This is a genomic window from Bradyrhizobium sp. PMVTL-01, from assembly GCF_051861855.1.
GTDB lineage: Bacteria > Pseudomonadota > Alphaproteobacteria > Rhizobiales > Xanthobacteraceae > Bradyrhizobium.
Genome location: NZ_CP193982.1, coordinates 4758296 through 4776474, shown reverse-complemented (window position 1 = coordinate 4776474; position 18179 = coordinate 4758296). Strand labels below are relative to the sequence as shown.

Below are 18179 nucleotides of genomic sequence, written 5' to 3'. Positions count from 1 at the left end.
GACGATGTACCCGGGCCGCACCTGCGCGACCCGGGGGCTTGATGCTACCGCCTACAGCGTCATCTGCATGGGTTCGGGATAGTAGTGGAATCCTTCACCGGCCTTGGCGACATGGCCGTAGCCCGGCCAGGCGAAGTGATAGGACATCACCGGCGTCTTGTTCGCTGCGAGCATGGTGAGCAGCTTTACGCGGGAGTCCGCCGCCTGCTTCGGGTCGGTGTCGTAGGAGAATTCCATCCGCGGCCGTTCCAGCAGCAGCACCGAATGGTGCGAGAGGTCGCCGAGGAAGGCGAACGACTTGCCGGCCGAGGAGACCATGAAGATGGTGTGACCGACGGTGTGACCGGGCGCCGCGATCGCCTGCACGCCGGGCAAAAATTCCTGGCCGTCCTTGAAGAAGACGATGCGGTCGCGGACCGGCAGCAGGTTCTTGCGGGCGTGCACGACGAAATCCTTCGCCGCGCTCCCTATCTTGCCTTCGTCGGTCCAGAAGTCGAAATCGCTTTGCGAGATGTAGATCTGGGCGTTCGGAAACAGCGGCTTGTCGTTGGCATCCACGATGCCGCCGATATGGTCGATATGCGCATGCGAGCAGACCACCGCATCGATGTCCTCGGGCTTGATGCCGGCCTCCATCATGCTTTTCTGCTGCCGCCCGGTGGTGGGGCCGAACATCTTGGACGAGCCCATGCCGGTGTCGAACAGGATCAGCTTGTCGCCGGTGTTCACGATCGGCGAGTTCTGCTCCAGCACGACGTTGTCGGGCGACAGGAAATTGTCCGCCAGCATCTTCTTCACCTCTTCCTTTGGAACGCCGGTGAAGGTGCCGGAGGGATCGCCGAGCGGCAGCGGTCCGTCGGACACGACGGTTACTTCGGCATCGCCGAGAATGAAGCGGTGCCAATAGGGCGTCTGGGTGCCGAGCTTGGGCGCACGTGCCGTCGCACTGCCGCCAAGGAGCGCGTTGGCACCAAGACCGGCACCGAGCGCGAGCAGGGACCGACGTGAGACATCCAGTGTCATTCGTATCCTCCATTTTCTGTTTTGACCCGCACGATTGTTCGCGTGCGATGTGCGGCCTTGAGGCCGGCAGCGCGATGCTGCGCCGGTTCAGACAAGCTCGCAAGAGGAAATGGATCGGCGATGAAGGTGGGAGAGACAATCAGTGATTGAGTTGCGAATGTGTTCTCCGAATCGTCGTGGCAAACATCTCACGCGATCCGCAGGGTGACGTCGCTTGCTTCGGTTTCCGCGAAGCCCGCCTGCAAGACCTCCTCGCGCTTGTGGCGGAGATGCGCACGCAGGATGTGCGAGAGGCCGACGCCGTCGCGCCGCTGCAGCGCGTTCAGGATCGCTTCGTGCTCCTTTACCGCGAGCGCCCAGCGCTGCGGCGTCATCGGCGTGACGTAGCGCGCGCGTCGGATGCGCGCGGTCACGGAGGCATAGAGCCCCGTCAGCGTGGGATTGTCGGCGGCTGCGACGATGGCCTCGTGAATGGTGCGGTTGCCGCGATAGTACTGGATCAGATCGCCCTCGCGATAATGCCGGACCATCTCGTCATGGGCTGCTGCGATCGCGCCGATCCCGGCGTCGCTGATGCGCTCGCAGGCGAGCTCACCGGCGAGGGCTTCGAGGCCCTGGCAAACCTCGAACAGGTCGCGCATGTCCTTGTCGGTCAGCTTTGCCGCGCGCGAGCCGCGATGGGGCAGGAGTTGCACCAGGCCTTCGGCGGCGAGCACCTTGAGCGCCTCGCGCAGGGGCGTGCGCGAGATCTGGAGCCGTTCGCACAGCTCGCGCTCGGGAATCCGCGCGCCCGGCGGGATTTCACCGTCGAGCAGGATGGCGCGGATGCGGCCGACGACCTCCTCATGAAGCATGGCACGCCGCTCCGGTTTGAATTCAAAAACGGCACAAACAGCCTAAATCTGGAAGTTCCAGCTTGCTAATCGCAAGTTTTGCATTCAAAAGTGTAAAAAACAAGAGGATGTTAGGAAATGGACCTGGCTACGGAGGCGGACGACCTCGTTTTTGAATGCAATCACGGCATCGGGCGGATCACCTTCAACCGCCCGCAGGCCCGAAACGCCTTCACCTTCGCCATGTACGAACGCCTCGCGGCGATCTGCGAAGAAGCCAACGATGATCAATCGATCAAGGTTCTGGTGCTACGCGGGGCCGGCGACAAGGCCTTCGCCGCCGGCACCGACATCAACCAGTTCCGCGAATTCAGAACGCCGCAGGACGCGATCGACTACGAGAACCGGATCGATCGCGTGCTGACCACGCTGGAGCAGTGCCGGGTGCCGACGATCGCGGCGATCAACGGCTTCTGCACCGGCGGCGGGGCGGGCATCGCCGCGGCCTGCGACCTCCGCATCGGCACCAAAAGCGCGAAGATCGGGTTTCCCATCGCCAGGACCCTCGGCAACTGCCTGTCGATGTCCAATGTCAGCCGTCTCACCGCGTTGATCGGCGCCGCCCGCGTCAAGGATCTCATCTTCACTGCGCGCATGGTCGACGCCGCGGAGGCCGCGAGCGTCGGGCTGCTCGGCGAGGTCGTCGATGACATCGCGGCGCTCGACAGGCGCGCTGACGAGGTCGCCCGGCTGCTCGCCAGCCATGCGCCGCTGACGCTGAACGCGACCAAGCAGGCGGTCGCCCGCCTGCAGCGGCGGCTGATCCCGGAGGAGGGCGAAGACCTCATCCTGATGTGCTACACGAGCCAGGACTTTCGCGAAGGGCTCGATGCATTCCTCAACAAGCGCGCGCCGCAATGGCGCGGCCAATAGGACGGGCCGATGCAAAGTTCGCAATCCACCTCTCGCCGTTCGGGACCGCTGGCCGGTCTCAAGGTCGTCGATCTCACCCACGTGATGGCGGGGCCGACCTGCACCCTGATGCTCGCCGACATGGGCGCCGACGTCATCAAGATCGAGAAATCGCCGAACGGCGACGACACCCGCCACTCCGTGCCGCCGAAGATCGGCGAGGAGGCGGCCTCCTTCCTGATGATGAACCGTAACAAGCGCGGCATCGTGCTGGACCTCAAGACCGAGGGCGGCAAGCAGGTGCTGCGCCGGCTGATCGCGGATGCCGACGTGCTGGTCGAGAATTTCGCGCCCGGCGCCATGGAGCGCCTCGGCTTCGGCTACAAGGAGCTGCACGAGCAGTATCCATCGCTGATCTACTGCTCGCTGTCCGGCTTCGGCCGCACCGGTCCCTACAAGCACCGCCGCGGTTTCGATCTCGTCGCGCAGGCCATGAGCGGCATCATGAGCTTTACCGGCGAGCGCCCGGATGGTCCGCCGGTCAAATGCGGCCCGCCGCTGTCCGACATCACCGCCGGCCTGCTCGCGAGCATGGGCATCCTCGCCGCCTATACGCATCGCCTCAAGACCGGCGAAGGGCAGTGGGTCGAGACCTCGCTTTACGAGGCCGCGCTGGTGCAGACCTATTGGCAGTCGACCATCGCGCTCGCCGCGGGCACCGCGCCGCGCGCGATGGGCTCGGCCCATCCGCTCAACGCGCCGTACCAGGCTTTTGAAGCGTCGGACGGCTGGCTCGTGGTCGGCGGCGCCAACAAGAAGCACTGGCTGTTGATGCTGGAAGCGCTCGGCGCGACCGAGCTCGCCGCCGATCCGCGCTTCGTCAACGGTTCGGACCGCATGGCGAACCTGAAGGAGCTCGAAGCCGTTCTGAGCGAGCGCTTCCGCAAGAAGTCGCGGGCGCATTGGCTCGCGGCGCTGGACGAGAAGGGTGTGCCGTGCGGCCCCGTCCACGACATGCTGGAGGCGCTCAGCGACCCGCAGACGCTGGCGCGCGAGATGGTGGTCGAGGTCGATCACTCCACGCTCGGGCCCGTGAAGACGATCGGGCTTCCCGTCAAGTTTTCGGAGACCCCAGGCAAAGTGCTGTCCGGCGCGCCGCTCTATGGTGAGCATACGCGCGAAGTGCTGGCCGAGTACGGGTTCGACGAGACACAAATCGAAGCGCTCGAAACAGAAGGCGCGATCGTTTCGGCCATGGAAAGACGCGAGGAACGCGTCGCCTGACCGGACCTCGATACGACAAGAACAAGAGACAAAAATCAGCTGGAGGAAATCATGGGTCGGACGTCAACATTTCTGCTCTCCGCAGCCGCGACCGTGCTCGCCGGCACCATGCCGGCGCTCGCCGCGTGGCAACCGCAAAAGCCGATCGAGTTCGTTGCCACCGCCGGCCCCGGCGGCGGCACCGACAATCTCGCCCGCGCGGTGCAGAACATCATCACCAAGCACAAGCTGACGGAGCAGCCGATCGTCGTCGTCAACAAGGGCGGCGGCAGCGGCGCCGAAGGCTATGTCTACGGCAAGGCCTCCGCCGGCGATCCCTACAAGGTGATCTTCGGCACCTCGAATGCCTGGCAGCAGCCGCTCGTCTCCAAGGTCGCCTTCAACTACACCGATCTCACCCCGATCGCGGCGATGGCGCAGGACGAGTTCCTGCTCTGGGTCAAGCAGGACGCGCCCTACAAGAACGCGGGCGACTACCTGAAGGCGGCCGCGTCGGGCGAATTCAAGATGGGCGGCGCGCAGTCCAAGGACACCGACGAGGTGCTGACCCGCATGATCGAGAAGGCCGGCAAGGTCAAGCTGACCTACATCCCCTTCAAGAGCGGCGCCGAGACCGCCGTGCAGCTTGCCGGCGGCCATCTCGACTCCCACGTCAACAATCCCAGCGAAAGCATCGGCCAATGGCGTGGTGGCACGCAGCGGCCGCTTTGCGTGTTCAGCCCGAAGCGGTTGCCGCAGGGGCCCAAGGTCACCGCGACCGAAGGCTGGAGCGACGTTCCGACCTGCGTCGAGCAGGGGCTCGACATCAAGCAATACGAGCAGCCGCGCACGGTGTGGCTCCCCGGCAAGGTCACGCCGGAGCAGGCCGCGTTCTATGTCGACCTCATGAAGAAGGTGCAGGCGACGCCGGAGTGGAAGGACTACATCGAGAAGACCTCCCAGGTCGACACCTTCCTGACCGGCGCCGAGTTCGACAAGTTCATCAAGGAGGACCTCGAGCACGTCAAGCAGGTCGCGGGCGAGCAGGGCTGGCTCGTCAAGTGAGGCGGGCAACCTCTTCACGGGTGGGGCGATCGCGGATGCAGCAAAGCGTGGCGGGCAGGTCGCTTGCGGCCATCCTTCGAGACGCCCGCCTGCGGCGGGGCGCCCTCAGGGAGGTCGTGCGTTGCGGCGAGATATCAGACCCTCATGGTGAGGAGCCCGCAAAAGCGGGCGTCTCGAACCAGGCAGGCCGAGAACGTCCGGCCGGCTCCTCGCAGTCACGTGCGAAAGTCCAGCCTTCAAAGGTAGAATGCCATGATCTCGCGCCACGCGCTTGAGCTTGCGACTGCTCTCCTCACCGGCAGCTTCGGTGTGGCCGTCGTCGTCTCCAGCCTCGACAACGGCATCGGCTGGTCGAGCGCGGGCGTCGACGCCGGCACGTTTCCGTTCCTGACCGGGATCATCGTCGTGCTCGGGAGCCTCTACAATCTCGTGCGCGGCGTGCTGCCGGCGGCGTCGCTGGCAAACGTGCCCATCGCGATCACGCCGCTCGAGCTGCGCCGCCTCGCGAGCCTGTTCGTGCCGGCCGCGATCTTCGTCGCCGCGATCCCGCTGCTCGGCATGTATCTCGCCTCGGCGGGCTACGTCTTCGCCGTGCTGGCGATCCCCCGGCACCAATCGGTACCCCGTGCGCTGGCCATGGCGGCGGCCACGGCGCTCGCGCTCTACGTGGTGTTCGAGCGCATGTTCCAGGTCAGCCTGCCGCACGGTGCGCTCGCGGCCGCGTTCGGGTACTGAGAGGCAGTCCCATGGATAATCTCCAGGAACTCCTGCACGGCTTCACCATCGCGGTCACCATGCCGCATCTGCTGCTGATGGCGGTCGGCGTGCTGCTGGGCATTCTCGTCGGCGTGCTGCCGGGCCTGGGCGCCCCGAACGGGGTGTCGCTGCTCTTGCCGCTGACCTTCGGCATGCAGCCGGTCTCGGCGATCATCCTGCTCTCCAGCATGTATTGGGGCGCGCTGTTCGGCGGCTCCGTGACCTCGATCCTGTTCAACATTCCGGGCGAGCCGTCGTCCGTCGCGACCACTTTCGACGGCTATCCGATGGCGCGCGACGGCCGTCCGACCACGGCACTTGCGACCGCTTTCGGCTCGGCGGCGTTCGGCGCGCTGATCGGCGTCATCCTGATCACCTTCCTCGCATCCTGGGTGGCGCAGGTCGCGCTCGCCTTCGGGCCGCCGGAATATTTCGCGGTCTACTTCCTGGCCTTCGCCAGCTTCGTCGGCATGGGCGGTGCGGCCCCGATCAAGACCGTGGTGGCGCTCGCGATCGGCTTTGCCATCGCCGCCATCGGCATCGACACCGTCTCCGGCAGCGTCCGCCTCACCATGGGGATCGACGAGCTCGTCAAGGGCGTGAACTTCGTCGTTGCTGTCATGGGCCTGTTCGGCATCGGCGAGCTGCTGGTCGCGGTCGAGGAGGAGTTTCACGCCCGTGCGGTCTCCTCGAAGATCGACTGGCGCGAGGTGTTTCGCGCCATCGGCCGCCTGCCGCGTCATAGCCTTGCTCTGCTGCGCAGCGCCGCGATCGGCTGCTGGATGGGGATCACGCCGGGCGGCCCGACCGCGGCCTCCTTCATGAGCTACGGCATCGCCCGCCGCTTCTCCCGCCGTGGCCGCTATTTCGGCACGGGCGAAGTCGAAGGCATCATCTCGCCGGAGACCGCCGACCATGCCGCCGGCACCAGTGCGCTGTTGCCGATGCTGTCCCTCGGCATTCCCGGCTCCGCGACGGCCGCCGTCATGATGGGCGGCCTGATGATCTGGGGTCTCAATCCCGGGCCGATGCTGTTCGTCGAGCAGAAGGACTTTGTCTGGGGCCTGATCGCTTCGATGTATGTCGGCAACATCGTTGCCGTCGCGCTGGTGCTGCTGACCGTCCCGGTCTTCGCCGCCCTGATGCGGATTCCCTTCGTGGTGATCGCACCGCTGATCGTGATCATCTGCGTCGTCGGCGCCTATTCGGTGTCGAACTCCTATCTCGACGTGGTCATGATGCTCGGCTTCGGCATTGTCGGCTACCTCTTCAAGAAGCTGTTCTATCCGCTGGCGCCGCTCGTGCTCGCGATCGTGATCGGCGACAAGGCCGAGGATGCGTTCCGGCAGTCGATGCTGCTCTCGAAGGGATCCCTGGGCATCTTCTTCGCGAACAAGCTGGTGACGTGCCTGATCCTGGGCGGCATCGCGCTGCTCCTGCTGCCGCTCGCATTGCAGCTCGCGCGCCTGCTGCGCAAGCCCGCGCCGTCCACCGCTGAGACGACAGTTCAGGAAAAGGTAATCATATGACCGCAAAACCGCTCATCGCGCTGGCAATGGGAGATCCCGCGGGTATCAGCCCGGAGCTGACGGCCAAGCTGGTGGCGCAGGATGACATCCGCTCCCGCTGCCGGCTGGTCGTGATCGGCGACCGCCGCATTTTCGACCAGGGCGCACGCGTTGCGGGCGTCGCGCCGGGCCTGACCATGGTGGAGCAGGGGGCCGACCTTCGCCCGACGCAAGGCGATGCTTTGTTTGTCGATCTCCGTCATCTCGCTCCCCAGGAGGTCGAGCCGAGGACCGCGACCCTTGCCGGCGGCAGGTTCGCGCTGGCCAACTACCGCCACGCGCTCGAACTCGGCCGTGACGGGCGCGTCGACGCCGTCTGCTTCACCCCCTTCAACAAGCAGGCGATGCGGCTGGCCCGCGCCGAATATGACGACGAGATCGCGTTTTCCGCGGAGGTGGTCGGCCTCAATACCCCGGCGAGCGAATTCAACGTGCTCGACCGGCTCTGGAACGCGCGGGTCACTTCCCACATTCCGCTGAGGGACGTGGCTGCGAACCTGTCCAGCGAGCGTATCCACCGCGCGCTCACGCTGACCGATGCCTGCATGCGCAACGCCGGCTTCGCCCGGCCGCGCATTGCGGTCGCCGGTCTCAATCCGCATGCCGGAGACGGCGGGAATTTCGGCCGCGAGGAGATCGACGTGATCGCCCCCGTGGTCGCGGCCGGGCAGCGCGAGGGCATTGCCGTGGAGGGGCCGTTTCCCGCCGATACCGTGTTCCTGCGGGCCAAGGCCGGCGCCTTCGATGCCGTGCTGACGATGTATCACGACCAGGGCCAGATCGCGATGAAGCTGATGGGGTTCGACCGCGGCGTGACCTTGCTCGGGGGCTTTCCCTTCCCGATCTGCACGCCCGCTCATGGCACCGCTTACGATATCGCTGGACAAGGCGTCGCATCGATCGGCGCTGGCCGCGCCGCGGTGCTGCTCGCGGCGGAGATGGCTGCGCCCCGCTGATTTGCGCACACCAGGGGAGCGCGTGCTGGCTGCATTGGGCAGGATTGGACTTTACGGGAAAAACCGGAAACTTCCGCCGTCGCCACGAGTTGCCGTCCATGAACATCTCCGCGCCGGAGCTGGGAACATGGTCGACGACAGCCCGCTACGAACAGCGGTCGATACCGCGTGGTGCGTGTACCGCGCCCGGCATCGCGATGTCGATGCAGCGGATGGCCGTCGCTGTCTCCTCGAGCGTCATCTGCAAGGGAGGCGGGAAGCGCGCGAGAGTAACGGTGATGCCCAGGACCTTACGGCGTTCGGGCTGGCCTATCTCGAGCGGCTTTCCGGTGACGAATGTTAGCGATCATTGAGAGCCTTGCGCGCCGCCTGGCGAGCGGAAGCGCAAGGCCGGATTGGACATTGCTTGCGATTTCGAACCTTCTGTCCGCAGCCATCGTGCTGATCCTCCGTTCAGCGGTGTAGCAGGCTCTCATGCGCATCGCCCAACTCGCTCCCCTCGCCGAAAGCGTCCCCCCGAAGCTCTACGGCGGCACCGAGCGGGTGGTGGCGTGGCTGGTGGATGAGCTTGTCAGGCGCGGCCACGACGTCACCCTGTTTGCGAGCGGCGACTCCCGTACGACCGGCAAGCTTCACGCGGTCTGGCCCCGTGCGCTGCGTCTTGGCCGGAAGGGCGCTGATCCCAGTGCTGCCTGCGCGATGCTGATGGAAGCGATTGCGAAGCGAGCCAGGGAGTTCGACGTGATCCACGCCCATATCGACTGGCTGCACCTGCCGTTGCTCAGTCGCCTCGGGGTGCCGTTCCTGACGACCCTGCACGGCCGCCTCGACTTGCCTGGACTGCCTGACCTCGTTCGCCAGTTCCCGGATGCAAGCTTCGTGTCGATTTCCGATCACCAGCGTCTGCCGCTTCCGGATGCGAAATGGAGCGGGACGATCCAGCATGGATTGCCGTCGGAGCTGTTGCGTCCCTTTCATGAGGAGGGATCCTATCTGGCGTTTCTTGGCCGCCTCACGGCAGACAAGGGGCCGGAGGACGCCATCCGCATTGCGCGCGCGGCCCGAATGCCTCTCCGCATCGCCGCGAAGCTTCCACGCGCCGAGACCGCCTACTTCAAGAAGCACCTCGAGCCCCAGATCGACGGCGAGACGATCCAGCTTGTCGGCGAAGTGGACGACGCGAAGAAGCAGCCGTTCCTCGCCGGAGCCGCCGCGCTGTTGTTTCCGATCGATTGGCCGGAGCCTTTCGGCCTGGTCATGATCGAGGCGATGGCTTGCGGAACTCCGGTGATCGCCTATCGCTCCGGATCGGTGCCGGAGGTCATCGACCACGGCCTGACCGGTTTCATCGTCGAGAACGAGGAGCAGGCCGTCACGGCGGTTGGTGAATTGCGCAAGCTGGATCGAAGGAGGGTACGCGCCCGCTTCGAGGAGCGCTTCACCGCACGCCGGATGGCGCGACAGTACGAAGACCGGTACCGCGAGCTGGTTGCTGCAGCCGGAGAATTCGACACGCAACGGTTGGAAATTTGAAAGGAGGCGGCGATGTCGCTGACGAAAGCGGGGCAGATTTTCATCTTTCTTGTCTTCGCCCTGGCGACGTTGCCGGCGTTCGCCGCCGAGATGACCGCGGACGCCATCAATTCCGCCGAGCCCTCGAAGAAGACGCTCTCGAACGACAAGCCGACGCCGGCGGGCGTGCGGCTGCAGGTGCTGCTGGACAGGGCGCATTTCTCGCCCGGCGAGATCGACGGCAAGTTCGGCGAGAACGCCAAGAAGGCGCTGCGGGCCTATGCGGAAGCCCGGCAATTGCCGGGCTCGGATGCTCCGACCGAGGAGGTCTGGAAGGCGCTGCGGGCGGACGACCGGCCGGTGACGCTGACCTATGCCATCACCGAACAGGACGTGGCGGGTCCTTTCCTGAGCAAGCTGCCCTCGAAGATGGAGGACATGAAAGACATCCCGAAGCTCGGCTACACCAGTCCACGTGAGGCTCTCGCCGAGAAATTCCACATGAGCGAGCAGCTCCTGGCGGCCCTCAATCCCGGGCGCCGTTTCGATCGGGCCGGCGACACCATCGTCGTCGTGGATACCGCGAGCGCAGGCGAAGGGGCGCCCGCCAAGGCCGACCGGGTCGAGATCGACAAGGTCAGGCAGACCGTCAAGCTTTTCGACAAGTCCAATGCACTGCTCGGATTCTATCCGGCTACCGTGGGAAGCGAGGAAAAGCCGTCGCCCTCCGGCACGCTCAAGGTCACCGAGATCAGCAAGAATCCGCTCTATCGCTATAATCCCGCTTATCACTTCAAGGGCGTCCAGTCGCGCAAGCCCTTCACCATCAAGCCCGGTCCGAACAATCCGGTCGGCACGGTGTGGATCAATCTGTCCGCCGAAGGCTACGGCATTCACGGCACGCCTTCGCCGGACAAGATCTCCAAGGCGGAATCCCACGGCTGCGTGCGCCTCACCAATTGGGACGCAGAACGCGTCGCGGCGAGGGTCGCCAAGGGCACGCCGGTCGTCTTCGTCGAGGGTGCTAGTTGAGCGCCTTACGCGAGAATGCGGGCGTCTACCGCTCCTGAGTTTCCGACCGCTTCTGACGAACGTCCAGGATGATGTTGCCTCCAGAGAGCAAGATGGGCAAAGCCGCCGCACCGTCTCGCTGGCCGGGCCCAGAGGATGGCGCCCAGGCGGCCGGGCAGGCGGCGCCCGAAAAATGATGCGGCGGCCCGAATATTCCGCAACTTGGTCGCAACAGATGTCGTGGAACGGAGCGGTAATGGCGACGTTCTCTGCTCCGGAAGGTTGGGTGGCGACTTCAATGGATGATTATCGTGATCTCGTGACGGTCGGCCTTGCGCTGTTGTGGGCCGGCATCATGTTGGTGGCGGGCCAGCTCTATCTCGAGCACCGGTCGACGAACTCAGAGCGAGAGATCGAAACCCCGGCGCGGCCGGAGCCGCCGCCGATGGTCTTGCACGCTCCGCGCCAGAAAGTCCGTCGGGCCTCGCAAGATCTCGCCAGCGAGCGGCCGAGCTGATGATGCTGGCCGGCGAGGGCGAATGCGTCACTTCGTCCCTTCGCGATCACAGGTGCGCAGTGCTTTCCCCGCCGCTTGCGTGCGCCTCACCAATTGGGACGCCGAACGCGTCGCCGGCAGCGTCGCGAGAGGCACGCCGGTCGTGTTCGTTGGAGCTGTGACCGTCATCGGAGGCCTCACGCCTAGACTTGCGATTGGCTCTGGGCGGGGGGCGTTGATTGCGAATGGCCGGCGTTCAGCGCGGCCTTGCGGTCATGAATGAGATTTTCGAGGCGGTGGGCCGCCACGTTCAACGTGGCTGCATCCAGCGTGCTTTCATCCCCATCGGACTTCGCGCGCTGTGCACGGAGCACGTTGTCGATCTGGTTTTCGATCTCTGAAAGTTCCGCCTCGTTTTGCGAGCGTCGTATCTTGCTGCCGAGCGCATAGAGCGCGTCGAGTGCCGGCTGACGCGGCCCGGCTTCGCCGGCCCTGAGAAAGTGCCAGAGCGCAGCCCCGACCGACGCCAGTGCGCCCAGGGCCATCGGTGCCAGGAAAATCGCGTTGCTCCACTTGTCGAGGAACGATTGCTGGTTGCCGTTGTAGAACTCGGCGGCGCCGGCATGAACCGGGAGATAGGCGCCCGCATCGGTATCGGGCGCCTTGAATTGTGCGAGAATCGGCCAGTCCGGCAAAATGTCCCTTCGCGCAGCCGTGAGAGCCTGCGTGAGGCCGGCGATGGTGTCGTTATCGAGATCTTTCTTGCCGACCACGTAGTAGGACACACGCAAGGTGGTCACGTCATCGCTGGGGATTGGAGGCGATCCGCGCAATGTTCCCTTGGGAATGTCGAAACTCTCATAGGCGCGCTCTTTCTCCGCGATCGCTCCGGCGTTCTCGATCGGGATCAACACCGGCGCGGTCTTGGCGTTCTGCGGGAACAGCCCCCGCACCAGTGACAGATATTTCTCGCTCAGCGGCATGACGAAAAGCACCGCACGCACCTCCTTGCTGTCGAAGGCGCGGCGGACCTCGTCCAGTGCAAGGTTTTTGAACACGACGTTGGCGCGGTCAAGATCATAGGATTTGGTGAGGACATGGACGATCCTCTGATTGGTGTCGGCGGCGACAACGCCCACGGTCGTGCGCTTCAGACCGGCGACATCCGCGATGGTCGACCCGGGGGGCGCAACGAGCATGGCCACGGCCTCGGCGAGAACGACAATGGCTTGCGCCTGCGACAGGTCGCCGACGTCGCCGCGCACCACGGCGAGATCAGTCTTGCCGGATGAGAACGCGGTCGCCGATTCGAACGGGCCGCTGGTCTCGACCACCTTGAGGCGCACCGGCGCCTTGTTCGCGACAAGCCGGCTGGCAAGCGCAGACACGATCTTGGGAGCGTCGCCATCCAGCGAGCCCACCGCAATCGACAGCGTGACCGGATGGGCGTACCAGCGATACGCCAGCAGGCCCGCTCCGGTGCTGAGCACGACGAGCGCAGCGACCGCGACGATGCGAAGCCAGATCGGCAGCCTGCCGGCATCAATGCCAAGTTTCGACAGTTCATCCATGGCGCGCTCGTCCGGCAATATTGCCCGCTTCAACGAGCATCATTTGCCGGACGGCAGTCCCGTGTTGATTTGCATCAAGACGCCGGTCGACCGGGGGCGCGAAGGGCGGCTTCGTCAAAGCTGCTGCGACGAGCGAAAAACACGAACAAAAACAACCCTCGGCCTACTGTGCATGCGGTTGTTTTCGTCGTCCTGTCGAGGGGCGGCGCGGCTCGCGCCTCACGCGCCGCAGACAATCACGCCGTACCAGCCGAGGCCGCGATAGGTCTCGTAGCCGGGCGTCGCATGGAAGGCGACCATCGCGCCCGAGCGGTCGTGATAGAAGCCGGAGCGCTGGCCGTTCAGCGACAGCGAGATGCGCTCGCTGAGGATGCCCTGTCCGTCGGAAGCGGCGATGACGCGGAGGTTCGAATCCACCAGCAGCACGCGGGCCTTGTCGATGTCGCCGACGCGGACGCCCTGCACGATGGCGCGGGCCTGCGGCTCCCAGTCGAAATGGATGGCGAGCACGCCGATCGGCGCGCCGTTGGCCTGGCCGCCGGCGCGGACGCTGGCGCAATAGGTCGCGACCTGCGCGTTGCCGAGCAGGGGCTGGTTCTCGACGTCGCCCGCGACATAGTCGTCGCCGGAACGCAAGGTCCGCGCCTCGCGAAACCATTTGGTGTGGGCGACGTTCTGGCCGACGACGCGGAAGCGGTCGGTACGGCCATTGGCGACGACGTTGCCGTCGAGGTCGCAGAGCCAGAGGTCCAGATAGACGGTGTAGGCGCCGAGGATCACGCCGAGGCGCCGCGAGGCATAGCTGACCGCGGCCGGCGCGGGCGAGGCCGCGCAATCGACCACGGCGGAATCGGTCGCCCACCAGCGCACGTCGCAGGTGCGCTCGTAGAGATTGCGGTCGATCAGTTCGACCGCATTGAGGGACAGATCGACCATGCGCTCGCCGCGCGAGCGCTGGCTCATGCGGTCGATCGAGGCGACGAGGTCGCCGGTGCGTTTGGTCAGCTGGGTCTCGAGCTCGCGCGCGATGGTCTCGACCTGCTGGCCGACACCGCGCACCTCCTGCGCCACCACCGCAAAGCCCGCGCCCTGCGCACCGGCGCGCGAGCTTTCGATCAGCGCGTTCAGCGCCAGCATCTTCATCTGGTTGGTGATCTGCTGGATCGCCTTGGTCTTGTCGACCGCGATCTGGTTGACCTCCGCGGTCAGGCGATTGATCAGCGCGGAGATGTCGGAAGCATCGTCAGCGGGTTCGGAGGCGATCGGCTTGGCTTTCAGACCCAGCGCAGCAGACATCGGGGACTTCCTTGGCAATGAGCCCAGATCTGCAATGAACCCGGAACAAAATCACGTCAGATCGAATACGATTCTTTTTCGAGGATTCCGCCTAACGCCAGCTTAATTTGCTGTTCGGCGGAATGCCTAAATGATAGTCACTCCGGCTTGCCGGCCATCCACTGCTTTGTGCGTTCGGACCGTTGCAAATCGCGGGGGTTTCCCGGCCAATCCCCCTAAAGCCAGTCCCGGTACCGCCCGCGTGATCGCCCGGATCCGAGTTCCCCAACCGATCGCCTCGTCATGACGCCGCCTGTCACAGCCTTGCCCGTCGAAGTGCCCCAGGCGTTCCTGGGCGTCGCGCGCTCGTTCACCGACAAGCTCTGGCGCGACCGGCTGGACGCTCGCGGGGCGGCTCAGGCGCTGGCCATCGTGCAGCGGCACCACCTGCCCGAACTGCTGGCGCGGGTGCTGGCGGGCCGCGGGGTCGATATCGACGCGGTCGCCGACTTCCTCGATCCGACCATCCGAAAGCTGCTGCCGGACCCGTTCACGGTGACTGAAATGGAGGCCGCCGCCAGGCGCATCGCGGATGCGGCCGCGCGGGGCGAGAAGGTCGCGATCTTTGGTGATTACGACGTCGATGGCGCGACCTCGGCGGCGCTGCTGGCCTGGCACCTGCGCCATTGCGGGCTCGATCCTCTGATCCACATTCCCGACCGGATCTTTGAGGGCTACGGCCCGAACGTCGAAGCGGTTCGCGGCCTGGCGGCCAAAGGCGCGACGCTGCTCGTCACGGTCGATTGCGGCACCACCAGCATCGAGCCGCTCGCCGAGGCCAAACGGCTCGGCATGTCCGTCGTCGTGATCGACCACCACCAGGCCGGCACGGAGCTGCCGGAGGTCGATGCGCTGGTCAATCCGAACCGGCTCGATGATCTCTCCGGCCTCGGTCATCTCGCCGCCGTCGGCCTCGTGCTGGTGACACTGGTCGCGGTCAACCGCGAATTGCGCCAGCGCGGCTTCTGGACGAGCGAAATGCCCGAGCCGGATCTGCTCGGCACGCTGCATCATGTCGCGCTGGGCACAGTTGCCGACGTCGCACCGCTGATCGGTCTCAACCGCGCCTTCGTCGCGAAAGGGCTGATCGCGATGCGGCGGCGCGACCATGTCGGCCATACCGCGCTGATGGACGTGGCACGGCTCAACGGGCCGCCGGAGGCCTGGCATCTCGGCTTCATGCTGGGGCCGCGCGTCAATGCCGGCGGTCGCATTGGCCGTGCCGATCTCGGCGTGCGGTTGCTGCTCGAAAGCGACAGCGTCGAGGCGGCGCGGATCGCGGCCGAGCTCGACCGCCTCAACAGCGAGCGCCGTGTCATCGAGCAGGCGGCTGAAGCGCAGGCCGAAGCCGAGGCGCTGGCTTCGATCGGTCTGGAGGACAAGGTCGGTGTCATCGTCACGGCGTCCGAGGGCTGGCATCCGGGCGTGGTCGGTCTCGTTGCATCGCGCCTGAAGGAGAAGTTCTCGCGGCCGGCCTTCGCCATTGCGCTCGAACCCGGCGGCATCGGCACCGGCTCGGGCCGCTCGATCGCCGGCGTCGATCTCGGCAAGGCGGTGCGGCAGGCGGTCTCCGACGGCATTCTGCTCAAGGGCGGCGGCCACGCGATGGCCGCGGGCGTCACGCTGCGGAAAGAGAAGCTCGCCGGATTCCGCGCCTATCTGGAAAATGCGCTGGCGCAGGACGTTGCCGAGGCGCGGCACGTCAACGAGCTCTATATCGACGGTGCGGTCTCCGCGCGCGCGGTGACGCCGGAGCTTGCGACCACGCTCAATCGCGCAGGTCCCTTCGGCAGCGGCAATCCGGAGCCCGTGCTGGCGCTGCCGGCGCATCAGCTCGTGTTTGCCGACGAGGTCGGCCAGGCGCATCTGCGCCTTCGGTTCAAGTCCGGCGACGGCGCGATCGTCAACGGCATCGCGTTCCGCTCGGTCGGCCAGAAGCTCGGCAATGCGCTCCTTCACAATCGCGGCCAGCAGATGCATGTCGCAGGATCATTGTCGGTCGACCGCTACCAGGGCGCCGAGCGCGTGCAATTCCGCGTCGTCGACGTCGCGCTACCGGACCAGGGGCCATCCGTGATTAGATGACGCATGATCCCTCGCGACAAACGTGGAACGCGTCTGCGCGGAGATCATGCGCAAGGATACCTTGCTCAAACAACAAAAAAGGGGAGTGAACATGGCAGGGCAGGTTGAGGGCAAGGTCGCGCTGGTGACAGGCGGCGCCTCGGGCATCGGTGAAGCCGTCGTCGAGCTGTTCGCGCGCGAGGGCGCGACTGTCATTGCGACCGACATCGATGAGCTGCGCGGCCCCGAACTCGCGCGGCGCATTACGAGGGCCGGTGGCAAGGCAATCTTCCTGGAGCAGGACGTCACCAGCGAGGAGCGTTGGATCGAGGTCGTCGCCGAGATCGCAAAGCGCTACGGCAGGCTCGATGTTCTTGTCTCCAACGCCGGCATTGGCATTTCCGTGCCCTCGATCGTCGACATGACGCTCGCTGACTGGCGCAGGCAGAACGCGATCAATCTCGACGGCGTGTTTCTGTCGGTCAAGCATTGTCTGCCCCTGATGCGCAAGCACGGCGGCGGTTCGATCGTCATGATGTCCTCGCTCGCCGGCCTGCGCGGCTCGCCGGGCCTGTCGGCCTATTCGCTGACCAAGGGCGGCGTGCGGCTGTTCGCCAAGTCGATCGCGATGGAGTGCGCGGCCGCCGGCGACGGCATCCGCGTCAACTCGGTCCACCCCGGCATCATCGACACCCCGATCTGGGGCAAGATCCCGACCGGGGCGACCGGCGCCGGCCAGAACGCACCGATCGATCCGGAGGAACGCGCGCGGGTGGTCACGCCATTGGGCCGCGCCGGTCAGGCTGCGGAGATTGCCTCCGGCGTGCTGTATCTGGCGTCAGACGCCTCGCGCTACGTCACCGGCAGCGAGCTCGTCATCGACGGCGGCATGAACGCTGGCGGCGTGCCGCGGCGAAGCTGAGCCGCGCAGGGCAGGGTGGCGCCCACAGGGGCTGACGCGCAGGCGCAGCCCCTGTACAACGCGAAGAGCTTCCGAGCGACAAAGGTGTCCTTCATGGCGCACAGTCTGCATTCGTCTTCTTCCTTGCCAGCGCCGTTCCGCTCGAACCGGCCGGACCTCGCCACTGATGCGATTCGTACCGCGCGCGAGGATCTCGCCGCCTGCTTCCGCATGGCCGCGCGCAACGGTTTTGAAGAAGGCATCTGCAACCATTTCTCCGCCGTTGTGCCCGGACATGACGATCTCTTCCTGGTCAATCCCTACGGCTACGCCTTCCGTGAGCTGACCGCGTCAAAGCTCCTGATCTGCGATTTCCACGGCAATGTGCTCGACGGCGAGGGCGTGCCCGAGGCGACCGCGTTCTACATCCACGCCGAGATGCACAGGCTGCTGCCGCGAGCCAAGGTCGCCTTCCACACCCACATGCCCTATGCGACGGCGTTGTCGATGACCGAGGGCGATCCGCTGATCTGGGCCGGCCAGACCGCGCTGAAATTCTATGGCCGCACGGCGGTGGACCGCGATTACAACGGCCTCGCGCTCGACAACCGCGAAGGCGCGCGCATCGCCTCCGCCGTCGGCGATGCCGATATCGTCTTCATGAAGCATCACGGCGTGATGGTGCTGGCCCCGACCATCGCAGAGGCCTGGGACGATCTCTACTACCTCGAACGCGCGGCGGAAGTGCAGGTGCTTGCGATGTCGACGGGCCGCAAGGTGCTGCCGGTCGATCCCGCCATTGCGGCGGAAACCTACAGGCAGATGCGCGAGGGCGATTCCGAATCCGCGCGGCTGCATCTCGCCGCGATCCGGCGCCAGCTCGACGCTGAAGAGCCGCAATACAGGCACTGAA

General features: G+C 65.6%; 17 protein-coding genes. 13 read left to right on the top strand and 4 right to left on the bottom strand.

Annotation, left to right across the window (positions count from 1 at the left end):
* Positions 1–51: 51 nt before the first annotated feature.
* Together ACRQ5Q_RS23230 and ACRQ5Q_RS23225 are read right to left on the bottom strand one after the other, a co-directional pair.
* On the bottom strand, positions 52–1023 hold the full coding sequence (locus ACRQ5Q_RS23230; RefSeq protein ID WP_439375294.1) for an MBL fold metallo-hydrolase: 972 nt from the start codon (positions 1021–1023) through the stop codon (positions 52–54).
* A gap of 188 nt (positions 1024–1211) precedes the next feature.
* Positions 1212–1877 (bottom strand): GntR family transcriptional regulator, encoded by a 666-nt coding sequence (locus tag ACRQ5Q_RS23225; RefSeq protein ID WP_439375295.1) that lies wholly within the window; start codon positions 1875–1877, stop codon positions 1212–1214.
* 117 nt (positions 1878–1994) lie between these two features.
* Here ACRQ5Q_RS23225 and ACRQ5Q_RS23220 point away from each other — a divergent pair, with 117 nt between their 5' ends.
* The 10 genes from ACRQ5Q_RS23220 to ACRQ5Q_RS23175 all read left to right on the top strand — a co-directional run bounded on the left by ACRQ5Q_RS23220 (position 1995) and on the right by ACRQ5Q_RS23175 (position 11416).
* The gene (locus ACRQ5Q_RS23220) at positions 1995–2789 is read left to right on the top strand and encodes an enoyl-CoA hydratase/isomerase family protein (protein WP_439392443.1); all 795 of its coding nucleotides are present in this window, start codon (positions 1995–1997) and stop codon (positions 2787–2789) included.
* 9 nt (positions 2790–2798) lie between these two features.
* Positions 2799–4052, top strand: coding sequence for a CaiB/BaiF CoA transferase family protein (locus tag ACRQ5Q_RS23215; RefSeq protein ID WP_439392442.1), 1254 nt, complete (start codon positions 2799–2801; stop codon positions 4050–4052).
* A gap of 51 nt (positions 4053–4103) precedes the next feature.
* On the top strand, positions 4104–5096 hold the full coding sequence (locus tag ACRQ5Q_RS23210) for a Bug family tripartite tricarboxylate transporter substrate binding protein (protein ID WP_439375298.1): 993 nt from the start codon (positions 4104–4106) through the stop codon (positions 5094–5096).
* Between the two features lie 252 nt (positions 5097–5348).
* A complete protein-coding gene (locus tag ACRQ5Q_RS23205; protein WP_439392441.1) occupies positions 5349–5831 on the top strand; it encodes a tripartite tricarboxylate transporter TctB family protein in 483 nt (160 codons plus the stop codon).
* Positions 5832–5842: 11 nt separating this feature from the next.
* Positions 5843–7381 carry a tripartite tricarboxylate transporter permease gene (locus tag ACRQ5Q_RS23200; protein WP_439375300.1) on the top strand — a complete coding sequence of 513 codons (1539 nt, stop codon included), beginning with the start codon at positions 5843–5845 and terminating at the stop codon, positions 7379–7381.
* Positions 7378–8376 carry a 4-hydroxythreonine-4-phosphate dehydrogenase PdxA gene (locus ACRQ5Q_RS23195; protein ID WP_439392440.1) on the top strand — a complete coding sequence of 333 codons (999 nt, stop codon included), beginning with the start codon at positions 7378–7380 and terminating at the stop codon, positions 8374–8376. Before ACRQ5Q_RS23200 ends, ACRQ5Q_RS23195 begins: the two co-directional genes overlap by 4 nt.
* A gap of 127 nt (positions 8377–8503) precedes the next feature.
* Positions 8504–8719: a hypothetical protein gene (locus ACRQ5Q_RS23190; protein WP_439375302.1), complete on the top strand. Its 216-nt coding sequence runs from the start codon at positions 8504–8506 to the stop codon at positions 8717–8719.
* Positions 8720–8850: 131 nt separating this feature from the next.
* Positions 8851–9909, top strand: a complete 1059-nt coding sequence (locus tag ACRQ5Q_RS23185; RefSeq protein WP_439375303.1) for a glycosyltransferase family 4 protein — start codon at positions 8851–8853, stop codon at positions 9907–9909.
* A gap of 12 nt (positions 9910–9921) precedes the next feature.
* The gene (locus tag ACRQ5Q_RS23180) at positions 9922–10920 is read left to right on the top strand and encodes a L,D-transpeptidase family protein (RefSeq protein ID WP_439375304.1); all 999 of its coding nucleotides are present in this window, start codon (positions 9922–9924) and stop codon (positions 10918–10920) included.
* 277 nt (positions 10921–11197) lie between these two features.
* Positions 11198–11416: a hypothetical protein gene (locus ACRQ5Q_RS23175; protein ID WP_439392439.1), complete on the top strand. Its 219-nt coding sequence runs from the start codon at positions 11198–11200 to the stop codon at positions 11414–11416.
* 182 nt (positions 11417–11598) lie between these two features.
* On the opposite strand, the gene ACRQ5Q_RS23170 is transcribed toward ACRQ5Q_RS23175, so the two are convergent.
* A complete protein-coding gene (locus ACRQ5Q_RS23170) occupies positions 11599–12966 on the bottom strand; it encodes a TAXI family TRAP transporter solute-binding subunit (RefSeq protein WP_439392438.1) in 1368 nt (455 codons plus the stop codon).
* Between the two features lie 219 nt (positions 12967–13185).
* Complete coding sequence (locus ACRQ5Q_RS23165; protein ID WP_439375307.1) at positions 13186–14262, bottom strand: methyl-accepting chemotaxis protein; 1077 nt, start codon at positions 14260–14262, stop codon at positions 13186–13188.
* A gap of 282 nt (positions 14263–14544) precedes the next feature.
* On the opposite strand from ACRQ5Q_RS23165, the gene recJ reads away from it, so the two are divergent.
* The 3 genes from recJ (at position 14545) to ACRQ5Q_RS23150 (ending at position 18178) form a co-directional block, all read left to right on the top strand.
* Positions 14545–16386 carry a single-stranded-DNA-specific exonuclease RecJ gene (gene recJ, locus ACRQ5Q_RS23160; RefSeq protein ID WP_439375308.1) on the top strand — a complete coding sequence of 614 codons (1842 nt, stop codon included), beginning with the start codon at positions 14545–14547 and terminating at the stop codon, positions 16384–16386.
* Between the two features lie 91 nt (positions 16387–16477).
* Complete coding sequence (locus ACRQ5Q_RS23155; RefSeq protein WP_439392437.1) at positions 16478–17287, top strand: SDR family NAD(P)-dependent oxidoreductase; 810 nt, start codon at positions 16478–16480, stop codon at positions 17285–17287.
* 93 nt (positions 17288–17380) lie between these two features.
* The gene (locus ACRQ5Q_RS23150) at positions 17381–18178 is read left to right on the top strand and encodes an aldolase (protein ID WP_439375309.1); all 798 of its coding nucleotides are present in this window, start codon (positions 17381–17383) and stop codon (positions 18176–18178) included.
* Position 18179 lies beyond the last annotated feature (1 nt).

What these genes read in the sequence shown, in the direction of transcription:
- ACRQ5Q_RS23175 (WP_439392439.1), top strand. Translation starts at nt 11,198, where the DNA reads ATGGATGATTATCGTGATCTCGTGACGGTCGGCCTTGCGCTGTTGTGG.
- ACRQ5Q_RS23200 (WP_439375300.1), top strand. Translation starts at nt 5,843, where the DNA reads ATGGATAATCTCCAGGAACTCCTGCACGGCTTCACCATCGCGGTCACC.
- ACRQ5Q_RS23185 (WP_439375303.1), top strand. Translation starts at nt 8,851, where the DNA reads ATGCGCATCGCCCAACTCGCTCCCCTCGCCGAAAGCGTCCCCCCGAAG.
- recJ (WP_439375308.1), top strand. Translation starts at nt 14,545, where the DNA reads ATGACGCCGCCTGTCACAGCCTTGCCCGTCGAAGTGCCCCAGGCGTTC.
- ACRQ5Q_RS23225 (WP_439375295.1), bottom strand. Translation starts at nt 1,877, where the DNA reads ATGCTTCATGAGGAGGTCGTCGGCCGCATCCGCGCCATCCTGCTCGAC.
- ACRQ5Q_RS23190 (WP_439375302.1), top strand. Translation starts at nt 8,504, where the DNA reads ATGGTCGACGACAGCCCGCTACGAACAGCGGTCGATACCGCGTGGTGC.
- ACRQ5Q_RS23215 (WP_439392442.1), top strand. Translation starts at nt 2,799, where the DNA reads ATGCAAAGTTCGCAATCCACCTCTCGCCGTTCGGGACCGCTGGCCGGT.
- ACRQ5Q_RS23170 (WP_439392438.1), bottom strand. Translation starts at nt 12,966, where the DNA reads ATGGATGAACTGTCGAAACTTGGCATTGATGCCGGCAGGCTGCCGATC.
- ACRQ5Q_RS23155 (WP_439392437.1), top strand. Translation starts at nt 16,478, where the DNA reads ATGGCAGGGCAGGTTGAGGGCAAGGTCGCGCTGGTGACAGGCGGCGCC.
- ACRQ5Q_RS23195 (WP_439392440.1), top strand. Translation starts at nt 7,378, where the DNA reads ATGACCGCAAAACCGCTCATCGCGCTGGCAATGGGAGATCCCGCGGGT.
- ACRQ5Q_RS23220 (WP_439392443.1), top strand. Translation starts at nt 1,995, where the DNA reads ATGGACCTGGCTACGGAGGCGGACGACCTCGTTTTTGAATGCAATCAC.
- ACRQ5Q_RS23165 (WP_439375307.1), bottom strand. Translation starts at nt 14,262, where the DNA reads ATGTCTGCTGCGCTGGGTCTGAAAGCCAAGCCGATCGCCTCCGAACCC.
- ACRQ5Q_RS23230 (WP_439375294.1), bottom strand. Translation starts at nt 1,023, where the DNA reads ATGACACTGGATGTCTCACGTCGGTCCCTGCTCGCGCTCGGTGCCGGT.
- ACRQ5Q_RS23205 (WP_439392441.1), top strand. Translation starts at nt 5,349, where the DNA reads ATGATCTCGCGCCACGCGCTTGAGCTTGCGACTGCTCTCCTCACCGGC.
- ACRQ5Q_RS23150 (WP_439375309.1), top strand. Translation starts at nt 17,381, where the DNA reads ATGGCGCACAGTCTGCATTCGTCTTCTTCCTTGCCAGCGCCGTTCCGC.
- ACRQ5Q_RS23180 (WP_439375304.1), top strand. Translation starts at nt 9,922, where the DNA reads ATGTCGCTGACGAAAGCGGGGCAGATTTTCATCTTTCTTGTCTTCGCC.
- ACRQ5Q_RS23210 (WP_439375298.1), top strand. Translation starts at nt 4,104, where the DNA reads ATGGGTCGGACGTCAACATTTCTGCTCTCCGCAGCCGCGACCGTGCTC.